The sequence below is a fragment of the Methyloceanibacter stevinii genome (assembly GCF_001723355.1).
GTDB lineage: Bacteria > Pseudomonadota > Alphaproteobacteria > Rhizobiales > Methyloligellaceae > Methyloceanibacter > Methyloceanibacter stevinii.
This window is the reverse complement of sequence record NZ_LPWE01000005.1, coordinates 69,674-83,837: the sequence shown is the minus strand read 5'-3', so window position 1 is coordinate 83,837 and position 14,164 is coordinate 69,674. Positions and strand designations below refer to the sequence as shown.

At 64.3% G+C, this 14,164-nt stretch carries 16 protein-coding genes and 1 tRNA gene; 9 read left to right on the top strand and 8 right to left on the bottom strand.

Annotated features, from left to right (window positions below; all coding sequences use genetic code 11):
• Positions 1–84 precede the first annotated feature (84 nt).
• The gene (gene ppk2 / locus AUC70_RS03655) at positions 85–1,014 is read left to right on the top strand and encodes a polyphosphate kinase 2 (RefSeq protein WP_069443651.1); all 930 of its coding nucleotides are present in this window, start codon (positions 85–87) and stop codon (positions 1,012–1,014) included.
• Between the two features lie 35 nt (positions 1,015–1,049).
• Here ppk2 and AUC70_RS03650 read toward each other — a convergent pair whose 3' ends face one another.
• Positions 1,050–2,459 carry a multicopper oxidase family protein gene (locus AUC70_RS03650; protein WP_069443650.1) on the bottom strand — a complete coding sequence of 470 codons (1,410 nt, stop codon included), beginning with the start codon at positions 2,457–2,459 and terminating at the stop codon, positions 1,050–1,052.
• A gap of 173 nt (positions 2,460–2,632) precedes the next feature.
• Here AUC70_RS03650 and AUC70_RS03645 point away from each other — a divergent pair.
• Positions 2,633–2,709 (top strand) — tRNA-Arg (locus AUC70_RS03645).
• Between the two features lie 104 nt (positions 2,710–2,813).
• Here AUC70_RS03645 and AUC70_RS03640 read toward each other — a convergent pair.
• The 4 genes from AUC70_RS03640 to AUC70_RS03625 form a co-directional block, all read right to left on the bottom strand.
• Positions 2,814–4,505, bottom strand: coding sequence for a mechanosensitive ion channel family protein (locus AUC70_RS03640; protein WP_141701938.1), 1,692 nt, complete (start codon positions 4,503–4,505; stop codon positions 2,814–2,816).
• Between the two features lie 299 nt (positions 4,506–4,804).
• Positions 4,805–5,131, bottom strand: a complete 327-nt coding sequence (locus AUC70_RS03635; protein WP_069443648.1) for a type 2 periplasmic-binding domain-containing protein — start codon at positions 5,129–5,131, stop codon at positions 4,805–4,807.
• On the bottom strand, positions 5,128–5,592 hold the full coding sequence (locus tag AUC70_RS03630; RefSeq protein WP_083241224.1) for a substrate-binding periplasmic protein: 465 nt from the start codon (positions 5,590–5,592) through the stop codon (positions 5,128–5,130). Before AUC70_RS03630 ends, AUC70_RS03635 begins: the two co-directional genes overlap by 4 nt.
• A gap of 9 nt (positions 5,593–5,601) precedes the next feature.
• Positions 5,602–5,898, bottom strand: a complete 297-nt coding sequence (locus tag AUC70_RS03625; RefSeq protein ID WP_069443646.1) for a hypothetical protein — start codon at positions 5,896–5,898, stop codon at positions 5,602–5,604.
• Positions 5,899–6,276: 378 nt separating this feature from the next.
• Between AUC70_RS03625 and AUC70_RS03620 the strand changes: the two genes are divergently transcribed.
• Entirely contained in the window at positions 6,277–6,696 is a 420-nt protein-coding gene (locus tag AUC70_RS03620; RefSeq protein WP_069443645.1) for a winged helix-turn-helix domain-containing protein, read from the top strand.
• Positions 6,697–6,765: 69 nt separating this feature from the next.
• Positions 6,766–7,173: a DUF3138 family protein gene (locus AUC70_RS03615; RefSeq protein WP_069443644.1), complete on the top strand. Its 408-nt coding sequence runs from the start codon at positions 6,766–6,768 to the stop codon at positions 7,171–7,173.
• Between the two features lie 187 nt (positions 7,174–7,360).
• Here AUC70_RS03615 and AUC70_RS03610 read toward each other — a convergent pair whose 3' ends face one another.
• Positions 7,361–7,645 (bottom strand): PepSY domain-containing protein, encoded by a 285-nt coding sequence (locus AUC70_RS03610; RefSeq protein WP_069443643.1) that lies wholly within the window; start codon positions 7,643–7,645, stop codon positions 7,361–7,363.
• Positions 7,646–7,810: 165 nt separating this feature from the next.
• On the opposite strand from AUC70_RS03610, the gene AUC70_RS03605 reads away from it, so the two are divergent.
• Genes AUC70_RS03605 through AUC70_RS03595 form a run of 3 tightly spaced genes read left to right on the top strand, consistent with a single transcriptional unit; the run spans position 7,811 to position 10,091 of the window.
• Positions 7,811–8,101 carry a PepSY domain-containing protein gene (locus tag AUC70_RS03605; RefSeq protein WP_069443642.1) on the top strand — a complete coding sequence of 97 codons (291 nt, stop codon included), beginning with the start codon at positions 7,811–7,813 and terminating at the stop codon, positions 8,099–8,101.
• Complete coding sequence (locus AUC70_RS03600; protein ID WP_069443641.1) at positions 8,101–8,769, top strand: response regulator transcription factor; 669 nt, start codon at positions 8,101–8,103, stop codon at positions 8,767–8,769. The genes AUC70_RS03605 and AUC70_RS03600 overlap by 1 nt, the downstream gene beginning before the upstream one ends.
• On the top strand, positions 8,766–10,091 hold the full coding sequence (locus AUC70_RS03595; protein WP_069443640.1) for a sensor histidine kinase: 1,326 nt from the start codon (positions 8,766–8,768) through the stop codon (positions 10,089–10,091). Before AUC70_RS03600 ends, AUC70_RS03595 begins: the two co-directional genes overlap by 4 nt.
• A gap of 63 nt (positions 10,092–10,154) precedes the next feature.
• On the opposite strand, the gene AUC70_RS03590 is transcribed toward AUC70_RS03595, so the two are convergent.
• Positions 10,155–10,559, bottom strand: coding sequence for an Ivy family c-type lysozyme inhibitor (locus AUC70_RS03590; protein ID WP_158007352.1), 405 nt, complete (start codon positions 10,557–10,559; stop codon positions 10,155–10,157).
• Positions 10,560–10,726: 167 nt separating this feature from the next.
• Between AUC70_RS03590 and AUC70_RS03585 the strand changes: the two genes are divergently transcribed.
• Entirely contained in the window at positions 10,727–12,436 is a 1,710-nt protein-coding gene (locus tag AUC70_RS03585; protein ID WP_069443638.1) for an ABC transporter ATP-binding protein/permease, read from the top strand.
• A 295-nt stretch (positions 12,437–12,731) separates the two neighbouring features.
• Here the strand turns inward: AUC70_RS03585 and AUC70_RS16655 are convergent, their stop codons facing one another.
• A complete protein-coding gene (locus tag AUC70_RS16655) occupies positions 12,732–13,145 on the bottom strand; it encodes a hypothetical protein (protein ID WP_141701937.1) in 414 nt (137 codons plus the stop codon).
• A 112-nt stretch (positions 13,146–13,257) separates the two neighbouring features.
• Here AUC70_RS16655 and AUC70_RS18730 point away from each other — a divergent pair, with 112 nt between their 5' ends.
• Positions 13,258–14,094, top strand: a complete 837-nt coding sequence (locus AUC70_RS18730; RefSeq protein WP_141701936.1) for an ATP-binding cassette domain-containing protein — start codon at positions 13,258–13,260, stop codon at positions 14,092–14,094.
• The last annotated feature ends 70 nt before the right edge of the window (positions 14,095–14,164 follow it).

Genomic DNA, 14,164 nt, shown 5'->3' with positions numbered 1-14,164 from the left:
TGACACAAAAGTTTTAATCTCGCTGGCGAGAGTTGCCGCTGAGCCGACGACCCCACATAGACGACGAACAACGAGAGATCTCCGATGACCGACGATCCGAATGAGACGGGCCGAAAGAACATAAAGGACTGGGTTGAGTCAGAGCTTGAAGAGACTCTCGACGAGACCCTTGAAGCCGAACTCTCCGAGCCGATGCTGAGCGAGGAGCTGCGGGAGATCTACAAAGAGGCCCACCCAGACGCCCTCGACCGGCGCATCTATCTGAAGAATCTCCTGCGTCTGCAGTCCGAGCTCATCAAGATGCAGAGCTGGGTCGAGGCGACCGGTTCCAAGGTCCTGATCATTTTCGAGGGCCGCGACTCCGCCGGCAAGGGCGGCGTCATCAAACGCATCACGCAGCGGCTCAATCCCCGCACCGCCAGAGTGGTCGCTTTGCAGAAGCCATCCGAGCGCGAACTGACGCAGTGGTACTTCCAACGCTATGTCCCGCACTTGCCCTCTGGCGGCGAGATCGTTCTCTTTGACCGCTCCTGGTACAACCGGGCCGGCGTCGAGCGCGTCATGGGGTTCGCGAGCGAGAACCAGGTCGAACGGTTCTTTCAGGACGTACCGGAATTCGAACGCATGCTCGTGCGCAACGGCATCATCGTGTTGAAGTACTGGCTCTCAATCACCGACGAGGAACAGCAGCTGCGGTTCATGATCCGCATCCACGATCCCATGAAGCAATGGAAGCTGTCGCCGATGGACCTGCAGTCGCGCGTCCGCTGGGAGCAGTACACCAAGGCCAAGGAAGAGATGTTCACACGCACGAGCATCCCCGAAGCGCCCTGGTACATCGTGGAAGGCAACGACAAGAAGCGCGAACGGCTCAATTGCATCGAGCACCTTCTGTCGAAGATTCCTTATGAGGACGTGCCCTACGACAAGATCGAGCTGCCGGACCGTGTCTTCAGCCCCGACTATGACCGCAAGACACTGTCGCCCGAGCTCTACGTGCCGAAGATCTACTAGGAAGACTTACGGAGAAGCGAACGCCGCCCAGGTTCTCAGCTCACGCGGATGAAGCCCGCGAGGCCGGATTTCTGGTGCTCGATCACGTGGCAATGAAAGGCCCAGTCGCCCGGGTTGTCGGCCACGAAGCCGATGTCGATGGTCTCTTCCTTGTCGAGGACGACCGTGTCGGTCCAATTGGACGGCAGCGCGCGCTTGTTCGAACGCAAGGGGCGGAACACCTGTCCGTGGAGATGGATCGGGTGCCGGTTCGGGCTCGAATTGCGTAAGCGAAGCACATAGGCCTTGCCGAGCTTCAGGTCCGCGACCGGCGCTACCCCCTTGGCCGCGTCGCCCGGCCAAGGCTTGCGGTCGATGGACCAGAACGTGTAGCCGAACGAACCGCAGAAGCCGTTATTAGGCTTCAGCCCGTCGGGCGACCAGCCGAAAACCATCTCCACCACTTCCAGCCCCTTTGGATCGAAGTCCGGGACGTCGTTGGGCGGCAGCGGCTTCAACTCTTCGAGCGAGCGGCCAAGACTTGATCCCGTCGCGCGCAGCGTTGCCAGCTTGCGGGTCTTCTGGAGGGACCGGTAGGTCACCACGATCTCCTCGCCTTCGGTGTCCGGCATCCGCAGCGCCACGTCGAGCCGTTGGCCCGGTGCGACCAGGATCGGCGTTTCCCCGGTCGGCCAAGGCAAGTCTTGACGCAGAGGATGGCCGTCGGCGCCGATAATGCGTCCCTCCCCGCCTTCGAAGGTGAGCGGATAGAAGCGCGTGGTGTCGGTGGCGCCGAGGCGCAGACGCACCAGCGAACCGGCCGGATGCTCGTAGACCGGGTTCTGTTCCCAGTTCGCCGTCATCACCGTGCCAAAGGTGCCGGCGCGCGCGGCCGCCCGCGCCGAATAGAGCTGCATGAACTGATCGTCCTTGCCGATGCGGAAGTCGCGCAGGTTCAGGACCGTCTCCCCGTCGAACCCGGGGTCCTCCCTCTCCGCGACCACGATGATCCCGGTGAGCCCGCGCGCGATCTGCTCCATGGTGCGGCAATGGGGGTGATACCAGTACACCCCGGCATCGTCCGGCGTGTAGCTGTAGCGCCAGGTCTCGCCCTGTTGGATCGGAAACTGAGTCAAATACGGAACGCCATCCATCTTGTTCGGCACGCGCAAGCCATGCCAATGGATCGTCGTGGCCTCCTCCAGCGTGTTCGTCACATCGATCGAGAACGGCACCCCTTGCGTCATGCGCAAGACCGGTGGCGGCGCGTCGGGAAACACGCTGACCAGATTCTCGGTCACCGCGTCGCGGAAGTGGTAGCGCGCGGTCTGGATCCGAAATGTCGATGGCGTCGCCTCGGCGGACTTGGCAAGCGCCGAGACGCCGACCGGGAGCGAAAGGCCGGCCGCCCCTGCGCCGGCGAGCGCCAGGAACGACCGGCGATCCAGCTCCGGGCTCTTTTTCATTAGAATATTTCCAATGTTTTCAACGATCTATGCGAGACCCTACGCGCTCAAACCGCATGATTCCAGGGCCGAATGTCACTCAAGAGCCGCGTCATGTTGTCGGGTGCGGATGCCAGGATTGCGGCCAACGGGGTGGCGCAAACCGAGACCCCGGTGTAGCTACTAAAGGCAATGGCCCCGTAGCTCAGCAGGATAGAGCATCAGATTCCTAATCTGAGGGTCACAGGTTCGAATCCTGTCGGGGTCACCAAACAAGACAGCCGCTGACGTCCCGTCAGCAATGCCGGGACGTGGTCCGAGCACGAGCCGGAGAAGCCTGCGGCAGGACAAATCAGCTCCTTCGGGTGGGGCTTTCTACACCCGTGGACCCGAAAGATCCTCGCCGGCCGTCTCTGTGACGATGTAGTTGGTTTGCGACGGGAAGGCGAACGCAGTGCCGGCCTCACCAATGATCTCCGCAATCGCCAAGAGCAGTTCCTCCTGTATGGCGAGAAACTTGCCCGGCGCCGCATCGAGATAGGCCTGGACTTCGACTTGAATTGACCACTCGCCGAAGCAGACCACATGCGCCCGCGGAGGCGCGAGGGTTTGACTCACATCCCGATGCGAGGACAGGAGTTCCCGTATGCTGTTGCACACCGTGCGCAGCTGTTCGGTGGTCGTCTCGTACCGCAAGTCCAAGACATGCCGGAACAGCAATTGATCGCGCAGCGCATAGTTGGTCACTTGCGTCTTGGCGAGCATCGAGTTGGGAACCGACGTTACGGTGCGGTCGGATCCCCGGATCCGCGTCGATCGGAGCCCGATGTATTCGACCGTCCCCTTGATGCCGGCATAGTCGCAAAAGTCACCGACGCGTATGGGGCGGTCAGCGTAGAGATTGAGACCGCCGATCAAATTTTCCAGGCTGTTCTGAGCGGCCAGCGCCACGGCAAGGCCACCGACACCAAGGCCGGCCAAGACACCCAGGACCGGCAGACCCAACTGTTGCGCGCCATAAGCCGCGATGCTTGCCACCGCCAAAATCCCAAGGACACGGCCGAGCAGCCGGAGGAGATTGGCATCCAGGCTCTTTTCCGGAATCTGGGGAGACGTGATGACCCATTCCACGAGAATCGAGATGAAGAGCCACGCGACCCACGCGGCCGCCACGTAGAACGCGATCTCGACAAAGAGATCGACCATGTCGGCGAAGGTGCCGAGGACCATGACTTGTTCGGTGATGAGCAACTCGGCGCCGAAGATCCCGAGCAACATGGCAACGGGCAGCAAGAGGCGGCGCAGATAGCGCCCGAGCGCACGTGCCCTCGGCTTTGGCTTCGTGAGCTGTCTGAGCAGCAGCAGGGCAGCGGCCAGAATCAAGAAGATGCCGATCGCGGCAATGATCTTCCAGATCGGGGTATCGAGGACGGGCTGCTTCAACGCGCGCGGCAAGGAGCGGGTCAGCTCCGGCGGAATCATCCAGCCGTGGAACTGAAGGTGCGCCTCGCGCCAGTTCGGCACCTGAGAGGGCATCTTCAATGGAAGCTGCTTCGTCAGGTCGTAGAACTCCCCGGCCCTGGTGACTGTGTCAGGGCTGAAGAGGAATTGCCCCTTCGCCGGCCCCTCCATCACCCGGCTGATAGTGATCTCGGTGCCGGGGATGGTCCAGCTCGCTGGCGCGTCACCCTCCGGAAAATCGGCGGCATCGGGGATCGAGTCCAAAGGAGGAAGTTCGATGCGGCGCAAGATATCGACGAGGAAGACGACCGCGTCGCCGCCTATCTCGCGCCGTGCGCTAGGCCGCACTTGGCTTAGGTCGAGAGTTCTGAGCGCCTTGCGCATCAAAGATTCCGCTTCGGCCTGCGCCGCAGGGCCCGGTTCGGAACGCAGCTTGATCGCTGCGGACTCAAGGGCCCGGGTGACGTCGAGAAACGTTCGCATCGTCGCCCGCGGGCTCGACGTATCGATCGCAAGAAGAGGTTTGGCCGTATCCGCCCAAGCTCCGCTTGCGAGAAGAAACAACGTGCTGAAGAGGGTGGCCCAATGCCAGAGTCTTCTAATCAACGTCGGCGTCCTTCCGTTTTCGACGGCCCTACGTGCTCAGGCCCCAATCAGAGAATTCTGATCCAATAAGCGTGTTGTCGTTGATCGGAAGAAGTGACGCAGCGGCGCGCTCCAAAGTGTTGGAGCGAAGCGAGATACCCGCGTCGTCTGTCGCTGGGCACCGTCGTTGTCCTGGCGCGCTTGCGCCCGCTCCAGGTCAAAGAGCGGGCGCTGCGCTGAAGTCAGACAGAAATATCGAGCTGCGACCCGATCGTGGGCAAAGGCAAGGCGTCGCTCTCAAGCTCACCTTGCCTTGCGCCCTAGTTCTTTGCTTGAACCTTGTCCCAAGCTGACGAGGCGTCTTTGATCATCTCGTCGAAGCTTCCGTCCGTGGTCAGGTTCGTGATGCCCTCGCCGAAGCCTGAGGCCAAAGACCGGCACGGCGACTTCTTGGAGAAGGCAACAAACATCTCGGCGGTCAGCAATGCCTGGTCGAGCGGGACGACCTTGTCCTTCAACCCGTCCTTTGCCGCCTCGGCGGTGCCGGGATAGTAGCCCGCGATCAGATAGTCGGCCTTTCCCGACGTAAGCGCTTCGAACGCTTCACCGATGCCGTCCGTGCGCGTGACGTCGAGCTTGTCCTTCATGAAGCATCGAACTCGTTGCCGTAGCTCTCGCCCTTGTTCGTCACACCCTTCTTGCCGACCAGATCGTTCTTGTCCTTGAAAGGGAACTCCTTGCCCTTGAGCACAAAGACCGCCACGTCGTCGTACATGAACGCGGGTTGGACGTAGTCGAGATAACCGGCGCGCTCATCGTTGTAGTAGATGCCGAAGATGAGATCGGCCTTGCCGTCGCGCGTTGCAGCTTGCGCTTCTTCCCAGGTGCCCATGTCTTTCGACTCGAGCGGCACCTTGAGGGTTTTGGCAATCTTCGCAACCAGCTCGGGCGCCGCGCCGGCGATGTTGTCGCCGTCCTTGAACGCGATGACCGGATAGGCCGGATGCCCCGTGGCCGTAATCTTGGTGCAGCTTTCGTCCGCAAAGGCATTGCTGCAGGCAAGTCCAAGGGCGGCGGTAATAGCGAAACAAGCAAATTTGTTCATCATTGAAACCCTCTAACGACCCATCTGTGACTTAATGCGATCCACCTCGGCTTGCGAAATCTTTCCAGCCCGGACCAGTGCTTTGACGCACGCCGGCGACAAGCTCGGACCCGCCTTCCTCATGCAAAGATTGAGTGCCGAGGTTTGCAGCCCGTAATCGCCGCAGAATTTCTTGTAGTCGTTGACGCAATACGTCTCCATATCCTTGGAGATATTGCCGGCTTGTGCCCACGCCACCGACGGGCTCGCACCCGCGACACACGCGAGCACGGAAAACACGATCGCCGATCTCGAACCTTTGAACGTCATCCAGCGCCTCCTCTTGGTTTGTCTGTATGGTATGCAGCGCGAACTAGGGCCGTTTGTGGGCGATAGGCCCGGCCATCCGAAGAGCTTGGTAAAAATCGTTCCCGTCTTAGTGGCAGGCGTCGTGGCGAAACATGCCGGCCTCCTGCGGGTCTTCGGCACGAAGCGGTCGCCGCGAGACACACCTTCCAAGACCGCATACCTCGAAGTATGTGCGGCCACGCCGTCCTGCGTGCATTTGCACGAGCGACGAGCGCGCGAGCCGCACGCAGTCTGCTTCTTCCGCCCGTCAGGTCGCCCAACACAGCACTGGGCTCCGCGATATCTGATCGGATATAGCGGATGCAGCAGCTCTCATGAGCGTCGAGCGAGGCGACCGCGATGAATCCGAGGCCGGTGAAGAAGAAGGGTGACGCAACTCGCGCGCGGCCATCGTCTGGCCGGGACAAGGCTCAACCGCGTCCTTTTCCCCGGCTCCGCATCATGGTGCGGCCCGGGCTCGTGCTGGGGCCCGGAAAAGTAGATCTGCTCGAGACAATCGAGCGCGTCGGCTCCATCTCTGCCGCAGGGCGGGAGCTGGGCATGTCCTACCGGCGGGCATGGCTCCTCGTCAGTGCGCTCAACGAGATGTTCGGCAAGACGCTCGTGAACACCTCACCCGGCGGCTCAGGCGGGGGTGGCGCACGAGTTACCGACTTCGGCCGCACGGTCGTTGACGCGTACCGGCGCGCCGACGCGCGATCCAATCAAGCCATCCAAGAAGAGTTCGCCCGCATCGGGCACGACATGAGGGACGACTAGGAACACACGGAAATCTTGGCACGCCGAAAACCGAACGTCGGCGTCTAGTAAAAAGCGGGGGCTTTTTCAATGAACCGGAAACTGCACAAGGGTGGACTCTGTCTGCTCGCAAGCATCGCTGTGCTTGCTGTCTCAATCGCAGACGCACCGGCGGCCAAGGCTGCCGATGTCGACGAGCTGGAAGCGCAGATGCGGGCCATGGAGGTGCAGCTGCAAGAGCTGAAACGCCAGGTCCACGAGGCCAAGGCCCAAGCCGCCGCGGCGCGTTCGTCGAACCGTGGCGCGGCCGGCGAGCCTCTCGACCTGAAGGTCAAATGGAAAGGCGCGCCGGAGCTCTCCAGCAACGACGGAAAGTTCAAGTTCAAAGTACGTGGACGGATCAATGTCGACTACAACGGCATCAATCAGGACACGGCGATCACCGGTGATCCCGACGTCAGCGCGGTCGAGCTACGCCGCGCGCAGCTCGATTGGTAGCGTCTCGTCAGAAAAAACAGAACGCGGACTTTTGCGAAAGCTCTCGCCCGCGTCTGACCGGTGAAGCAAACAAGAACCCGCCCCGAGCTCTCCAAGGGCTCGGAGCGGGGCGGCCATGAAAATCACAGCCGGCACTTGGGATGCCGAGACATCGCGGCCGATTTCGCCGCGCGATATCCCTACGCTACTAGTCGCGGTCGTAGCCCACGAGGATCTCGCCGGTGGCCGGATGCACATGGACCTCCATGCGCGTGCCGTTCTTGACGACGTCGGCCTCGTAGGCGCCGTCGTCCGCCTCGATCTCAGTGACCTTGTAGCCCTTCGAAGAGAGACGATCGGCAATCTCGGAGGGCGCCAGCCACTGATCCCGGGGCACATTCAGGCGATTGGCGTCCCGATCGGCCAAGGCGAGGGTGGGAACGGCGATCAGCATCGACAGTCCGAGCACGGCGGTGGTGGCATACTTCTTCATGGTTTTGCTCCTCAGTTTTTTCGGTGTTCTGTTGCCTGCGCCGAACCTGCCAGAACCCCTCTGACGGCGCCCTGACCCGCCATGTCAGTGAAATGTCAGCCATTCCCACCCACATTCTCTTTTATGTCCGGACCCCTCTTCCATCGCCGCGCTTGGCTTGCCGCTATGGCGCTGGCTTGCACTGCGGCCATAGCCGCCGGAGCCGCCTATGGCGGTGACGATGTCGGCCACCAGGAGGCACGGCGCCTTGTGAAAGAAGGCCGTGTCCTGCCGCTCGCCGAAATCCTCGAACGCGCCGGAGACAAGGCATCGGGCGATCTGCTCGAAGTCGAGCTCGAGCTCGACGACGGCGCCTATGTCTACGAGCTCAAGATCCTGGGGACGGACGGCAAGGTCAGGGAAATCGAAGTCGATGCGCCGACCGGAAAGATCCTCGATATCGAGGACGACGACTAATGCGAATACTGATCGTGGAGGACGACGCCCGCATCCGCTCGGAGATCGCGCGGACCCTTTCGGCCGCGGGCTATGGCTGCGACTTGGCCACCGACGGCGAGGACGCCTGGTTCCGGGGCGAAACCGAGGCATACGATCTCATCATCCTCGATCTGGGCTTGCCGAAGATGGATGGGCTGGTCGTGCTGAAACGCTGGCGCGCCGCCGGGCGCCAGGTGCCCGTGCTGGTGCTCACCGCCCGCGGCGCATGGCCCGAACGGGTTGAGGGCATCGACGCCGGCGCCGACGACTACCTCGCCAAACCCTTCCGCATGGAGGAACTCGTGGCGCGCGTGCGTGCTCTGATCCGGCGCGCAGCTGGCCACGGAACCCCTATACTCGAAGCCGGGAACATGCGGCTCGACACCAAGCAGATGCACCTCGCCGTGGACGGGGTTCAGGTGCAGGTGTCCCCGCTCGAATACCGCTTGATGGCTTATCTGATGCACCACAAGGGCCGCGTCATTCCGGCGGGCGAACTCCTCGAGCATCTCTACGGCGACGACGATTCGCGCGACGCCAACGCCTTGGAGGCAGTCATCACCCGTCTGCGCAAGAAGCTCGGCGCGGGCGCCATCGAGACCCGGCGCGGGTTCGGCTACTCCGTCGCCAACGGAGAGAGCGCATGAGCTTCTCGTCCTTGCGGTTTCGGCTGCTCCTCGGTGCCGTCGGCTTCGTGCTCACGGCCCTGGCGCTCGCGGCCGGCGGCCTGACATTTCTGTTCCGGGATCACGTCGAGCGATGGGTGGATGGCGAACTCGACGGCTATCTCGATCAGGTAATCGCCGGTATCGACAAGGATGCCGCCGGCACGTTCACCGTGACCGCGCCCCCGGCCGATCCACGCTTCGAACAGCCCTTGTCGGGCCGGTACTGGCAGGTCGTGGTCGTACCGGACGGACCCGTCCTGCGTTCGCGATCGCTCTGGGACTTCGAGATCGATCTGCCGGCCGACGGGGACATCGACGACGAGGCGCATCATTACCGCGTGCCGGGGCCGGACGGGAGCCAACTCTATCTGCTCCAGCGCCGCGTCGCGCTCTCCGACCGTCTCGGCGGGGCCACGGCGCAGGCCGCCGTCGCCGTCGATGCGGCCGAGGTCTCCGCGGCCGTGTACCGATTCGCCTCGGTGCTCGCACCGTTTCTTCTTTTTATCGGCGTCCTGCTCGTTCTCGCGTCCTGGTTCCAGGTTCGCGTCGGCTTGAGGCCGCTCGCCACCATGCAGCAGAAACTCGGCGCCATTCGAACCGGCACGCGCGGACGCCTGGGCGGCGGCTTTCCAGACGAAGTCCAGCCGCTTGCGTCGGAAGTCGACGCGCTGCTTGACGCCCGCGACCAGCAGGTCGAGCGGGCGCGACTGCGCGCCGCCGATCTCGCGCACGGCTTGAAAACGCCGCTACAGGTGCTTCTGAGCGACGCGGATCAGTTGAAGCGCAAGGGCGAGTTCGAAGTCGCCGCAGAGATCGAGGAGATCGTCCAGGCGCTGCAGCGCCACGCGGACCATCAGCTTTCGCGGGCGCGCATCGCATCGCCCAATCCGAACGTCGCCGCCGATGTCGGCGAGGTCGCCGCGCGCGTGGCGCGCGTCATGCAGCGGACCCCCGAAGGCCGCCGGCTCAAGTGGAAGCTCGATCTTCCGTCCGAGATTGTCGCGCGGATCGATCCCGACGATCTGTCCGAAGCCATCGGAAACCTGACCGAGAACGCCGTGCGCCATGCCAAATCCACGGTCGCGATCGCCGCGCGGCGCGACGCGGACACGACCAGCATCGTCGTGAGCGACGACGGGCCCGGAATCCCTGCGGAGCAGTGGGACAGAATGCTGACGCGTGGTGCGCGCCTCGATACCTCCGTGCCCGGCACGGGGCTTGGCCTCGCCATCGTCAAGGACATCGTCGACGTTTGGTCGGCCGACCTGCCTTCAAGACGGCGGAACGGCAGTTCGGTGTGAAGATGTCGATCCCGGCAAAAGAGGCCGCCGTGATCCGGCTCAACCCGGCGCGCGAGGCGTGAGCTACTGGACGCCGCTCTCGATCGCGGCTTGAACGGCCGCGTCCGGATTGCCGAGCCAGCGGCGCTTGTCGTCGCTGATCATAAGGCCCCACGCCTGGCGCGCTTCGGGCGCGAACAGCACATAGACTTCGTTGCCGCCGCAATCGTGCGGTTTGCAGATCCAGCCGAGCGTATGAGGCTGCCCCGCCACCGGAATCGTCTTCACCGGCGTGGCGACCGCTCCTTGAGTCTTGGTGAACGTGTCGACCCATGCCGGCAGCTTTTCGCCCGCGACCATCTCTTTCCAGGCCGTGAGATAGGCTGGCTGCTCCTTCATCAGATCGGGGAGATACGGGCCCTCAGGGGCCTGCGCCATGGCCGGAGTGGCCCCAAATAGAAGAAGTGTGAGCAGGAATCTGGCAAGCATCGATCGCTCCATGACGAAAAAGGGAGGCCGACCTTAGCATGCGAACCGGAGCCGGAAAGCAGATCGGATCCCCATAGATCAATCTGCTATGGCAAAACCTCTCCCGCGGCCGGTCCCCAGGCCCAACGCCCGGCGGGCGGTCCGTTGAGTGGCATAATAGAGACGTGATGGAAGACAGCACGGAGCACGACGACAGCCGGCGCCGCGCGCAAGCCCGGATCATTGCGCCCGTTCGCGATACGCTGCGCCGTGCCGCCTTGCTCGCCGTGGCCGCGGGGCTCATCTGGCCGCTTCAAGCCGCGCTGATCGCCTGGATCATCTCGGTCTGGGTCGCGAGCACGGGCGCGGACGCGAGTATGGCGGACAATACGCTGCTCGCGATCGCGGGTTTTGTCGTACTGGGCGTCATACGGGCGGCGCTTGACCGGCTCTCCGGCCGTCTTCTGTTCGACGCCGCCGACCGCACCATCGCCCGCGAGCGCGAGATCCTGATCCGGCGCGAGGCGCGCAACCCTTCCGAGGCGGGATCGGCCGAGATCGCAGCCCTCGCCGTACAGAAACTGCCGCTGCTTCAGGCATGGGTGACGCGCTACCACGTCGCCATGATGCGCACGGCGATCCTGCCGCTGGCGCTCGCGGCGCTCGCCTTCACCGTGTCCTGGGCCGCGGGCCTGATCCTTCTGATTTCGGGACCGCTGATCCCGATCTTCATGGCGCTAGTCGGCATGGCGGCGGAGGATGCGTCGCGCCAGCAGATGCGTGAGATCGGCACCATGAACGACATGCTGATGGAGCGGCTGTCGGCCATGCTCGACATCCGCTTGTTGGGCGCTACGCAACGGGCCGCGCGCGATTTCGAGACGCGGGCCGAGAGCCTGCGCGAGAAGAGCATGGCGGTGCTGCGCATCGCCTTCCTGTCCTCGACCGTGCTCGAACTATTCGCGGCCATCGGCGTCGCGATGATGGCCGTTTTCGTCGGCTTTTCCCTCCTCGGCGAGCTCAATTTCGGCACTTGGGGCACGCCGCTCAGCTTGCGGGAAGGGATATTTCTGCTGCTGATCGCGCCCGAATTCTTCCAACCCATGCGCGACCTCGCCGCCGCCTGGCACGATCGGGCGGCAGGCTTCGCGGTCGTCGCCGACCTCGACGCGCTCGATGAAGCGGAACGCGTGGCTTTGGTGGGCACGGGCACGCGCGCCGCGCCTATCGAGGGGCCGGCGTCCGTCGCGCTGTCGAAAGCGGTCGCGTCTTTGCCGGGCCGTGCGCTTCCCCTCCCCGACCTGGAGTTCAAAGCCGGAGAGTCGGTTGCGCTGACCGGTCCCAGCGGGTCCGGCAAGACGACGGCGCTCGCAAGCATTGCCGGGCTCGCACCGCTGAGTTCAGGCGCCATCACGGTCTGCGGGCACGCGCTGGGAGCCGAGACGGCCGACGCCTGGCGTGCGCGGTTGTCTCTGATCCCTCAGCGGCCCCATTTTCCCGACGAGACGCTTGCCGCTTGGCTCGACCCGGACGATACGGGACGCGACCCTGCCCCCGCGCTCGACATCGCCGGCGCACGCGACGTCGTCGAACGATTGCCACACGGCCTCGCGACGACGCTTGGCGAGACCGGCGGCGGCGTGTCGGGCGGCGAGGCGCGGCGCCTGATGATCGCACGCGCGGCTCTCGACGAGAGCGACGTCATTCTCGCAGACGAACCGACGGCCGATCTCGATGCGGATACCGCGAAGCGCGTCATCGAGGCACTGGGCCGGCTGAAAGACCAAGGCCGCACACTTATTGTTGCGACCCACGATCCGGCGCTGGCCGCCGCCATGGACCGCCAAGTGCATTTGCCGCTCGTGCATGCACCTCTCGCGTCCGAGGGAGCCCGATGAAAGCGCTCGCCCATGTCCTGCGCTTCCTGCTGAGCGCGGCGCCCTGGGCCATGGCCCGCGGTGCCCTGCTGTCGATCACGGTGCTGCTCATGGGCGCGGCCCTGCTTGGCCTGTCGGGCTGGTTCATCACGCGTCGGGCCTTGCTGGCATCGCCGGCATCGGCATCGCCTTCGACTTCTTCCGTCCCTCGGCGGGCGTCCGCTTCCTGGCGCTCGGCCGCGCCGCTGCGCGCTATGGAGAAAGACTCCTCACCCACGACGCGACCTTGCGCGCGCTGGCAAAGCTCCGCGTACGACTACTGGAACAGGAGGCGACGCGGGACGCGCGCGGCCTCATGCAATTGCGCAGCGAAGGCGTTCTGACGCGCATCGTCGCCGACGTGGATGCGCTGGACGGGCTTGCCTTGCGCCTGTTGCTCCCGGTCACGGCGGCACTGCTGGCTCATGTCGCCGTGTTCTGGGTCCTGGGGTGGCTCGTCGGGTGGCCTATGGCCTGGGCCATCCTCATCGGCTATGTGCCGTTCGCCGCGCTGATCCTGTGGCACCTCGGTCGCGAGGGCCTGCACCCATCGCACACAGCCGAGATAGAGGCCCAAGGCCTGCGGCGTGGGCTGATTGACACGATCCGGGACCGCGAAGCTCTGATCCTGCGGGGCCGCATCGGCGCACGGGAAGACGTGCTGCTGACGACGGACGGAAGGCTCCGGCAAGCTGCGAAGCAACTCGACGAGGCGGAGCGCGCCGCCGCGTTCCGCTTGAGCGTTCTCGTCACGCTCGTCGCCGGGGCGGCGCTTGCGATCGGCGGCTGGCTGGTGACGGAAAATGGCACAGGTGCCGCCGTCGCCGCCATCGGCGTGTTCGTGGCATTGGCCCTCGCGGAGACGGTCCTGCCGTTGCGGCGCGGCTTCGCCGAACTCGGGCGCATGGCGGGCGCCGCGCAGCGTATCGGCGGCTTCGATGCGGCCCAGCCTTTACGCACCGCGATTCCTACAAGCAGCGCCCGCCAGCCAGCGCCGGCTCCCACGCGTGGAGATGAGCCGGCCGTGCTCACCATTCGGCGCCCCGATTTCAGCCTCGACCTGCGCGCGGCGACGCCGCCGCTCTCACGGGCGCGAGTGGCATCGGCAAGACGACACTCCTGCTGCAGATCGCCGGGCTCCTGGCGACGGACCCGCAGGACGGCGGCGGGGAAATCGCCGTTCTCGGAAAGCCGCCGTCCGATTGGGAAGAGACGGCGTTCCGGGAGGTTGTCACCATGGTCCCCCAACGCAGCGCACTTCTGCGCGGCACGGTCCGCGAGAATTTGGCCCTGGCCGCCGACGCGACCGACGACGAGATGTGGGCGGCCTTGGCGGCGGCGGATCTCCAGCACACGTTCGCGCGCGCGGTGGGTTGGATACACAACTCGGCGAGAGCGGCGCCGGTCTCTCCGGCGGGCAAGCCAGGAGACTATGCCTCGCGCGCGCCGTGCTGAAACGCCCCCGCCTGCTGCTGCTCGACGAGCCCACCGAAGGGCTCGACGATGAAAGTTCACACCTCGTACTTATTGGCATTCGCCGGGCGCTGCCGGATGCTGCTATTGTGGCGGCGCTTCATCGGGGGGCTGGGCACCCCGTCTTCGGGCACCGGTGTGCCCTGACTGTTTCTCCCCGCATTTGAGGTATGTCACAGTGTCCCTGTGACAGGGTGTTAAGAGCGTCCCGCGCGCCGTGGCTGTAAGGTCTCGGAG

What these genes read in the sequence shown, in the direction of transcription:
- ppk2 (WP_069443651.1), top strand. Translation starts at nt 85, where the DNA reads ATGACCGACGATCCGAATGAGACGGGCCGAAAGAACATAAAGGACTGG.
- AUC70_RS03650 (WP_069443650.1), bottom strand. Translation starts at nt 2,459, where the DNA reads ATGAAAAAGAGCCCGGAGCTGGATCGCCGGTCGTTCCTGGCGCTCGCC.
- AUC70_RS03635 (WP_069443648.1), bottom strand. Translation starts at nt 5,131, where the DNA reads ATGAAGGACAAGCTCGACGTCACGCGCACGGACGGCATCGGTGAAGCG.
- AUC70_RS03630 (WP_083241224.1), bottom strand. Translation starts at nt 5,592, where the DNA reads ATGATGAACAAATTTGCTTGTTTCGCTATTACCGCCGCCCTTGGACTT.
- AUC70_RS03625 (WP_069443646.1), bottom strand. Translation starts at nt 5,898, where the DNA reads ATGACGTTCAAAGGTTCGAGATCGGCGATCGTGTTTTCCGTGCTCGCG.
- AUC70_RS03620 (WP_069443645.1), top strand. Translation starts at nt 6,277, where the DNA reads ATGAATCCGAGGCCGGTGAAGAAGAAGGGTGACGCAACTCGCGCGCGG.
- AUC70_RS03615 (WP_069443644.1), top strand. Translation starts at nt 6,766, where the DNA reads ATGAACCGGAAACTGCACAAGGGTGGACTCTGTCTGCTCGCAAGCATC.
- AUC70_RS03610 (WP_069443643.1), bottom strand. Translation starts at nt 7,645, where the DNA reads ATGAAGAAGTATGCCACCACCGCCGTGCTCGGACTGTCGATGCTGATC.
- AUC70_RS03605 (WP_069443642.1), top strand. Translation starts at nt 7,811, where the DNA reads ATGGCGCTGGCTTGCACTGCGGCCATAGCCGCCGGAGCCGCCTATGGC.
- AUC70_RS03600 (WP_069443641.1), top strand. Translation starts at nt 8,101, where the DNA reads ATGCGAATACTGATCGTGGAGGACGACGCCCGCATCCGCTCGGAGATC.
- AUC70_RS03595 (WP_069443640.1), top strand. Translation starts at nt 8,766, where the DNA reads ATGAGCTTCTCGTCCTTGCGGTTTCGGCTGCTCCTCGGTGCCGTCGGC.
- AUC70_RS03590 (WP_158007352.1), bottom strand. Translation starts at nt 10,559, where the DNA reads ATGCTTGCCAGATTCCTGCTCACACTTCTTCTATTTGGGGCCACTCCG.
- AUC70_RS03585 (WP_069443638.1), top strand. Translation starts at nt 10,727, where the DNA reads ATGGAAGACAGCACGGAGCACGACGACAGCCGGCGCCGCGCGCAAGCC.
- AUC70_RS18730 (WP_141701936.1), top strand. Translation starts at nt 13,258, where the DNA reads ATGGCACAGGTGCCGCCGTCGCCGCCATCGGCGTGTTCGTGGCATTGG.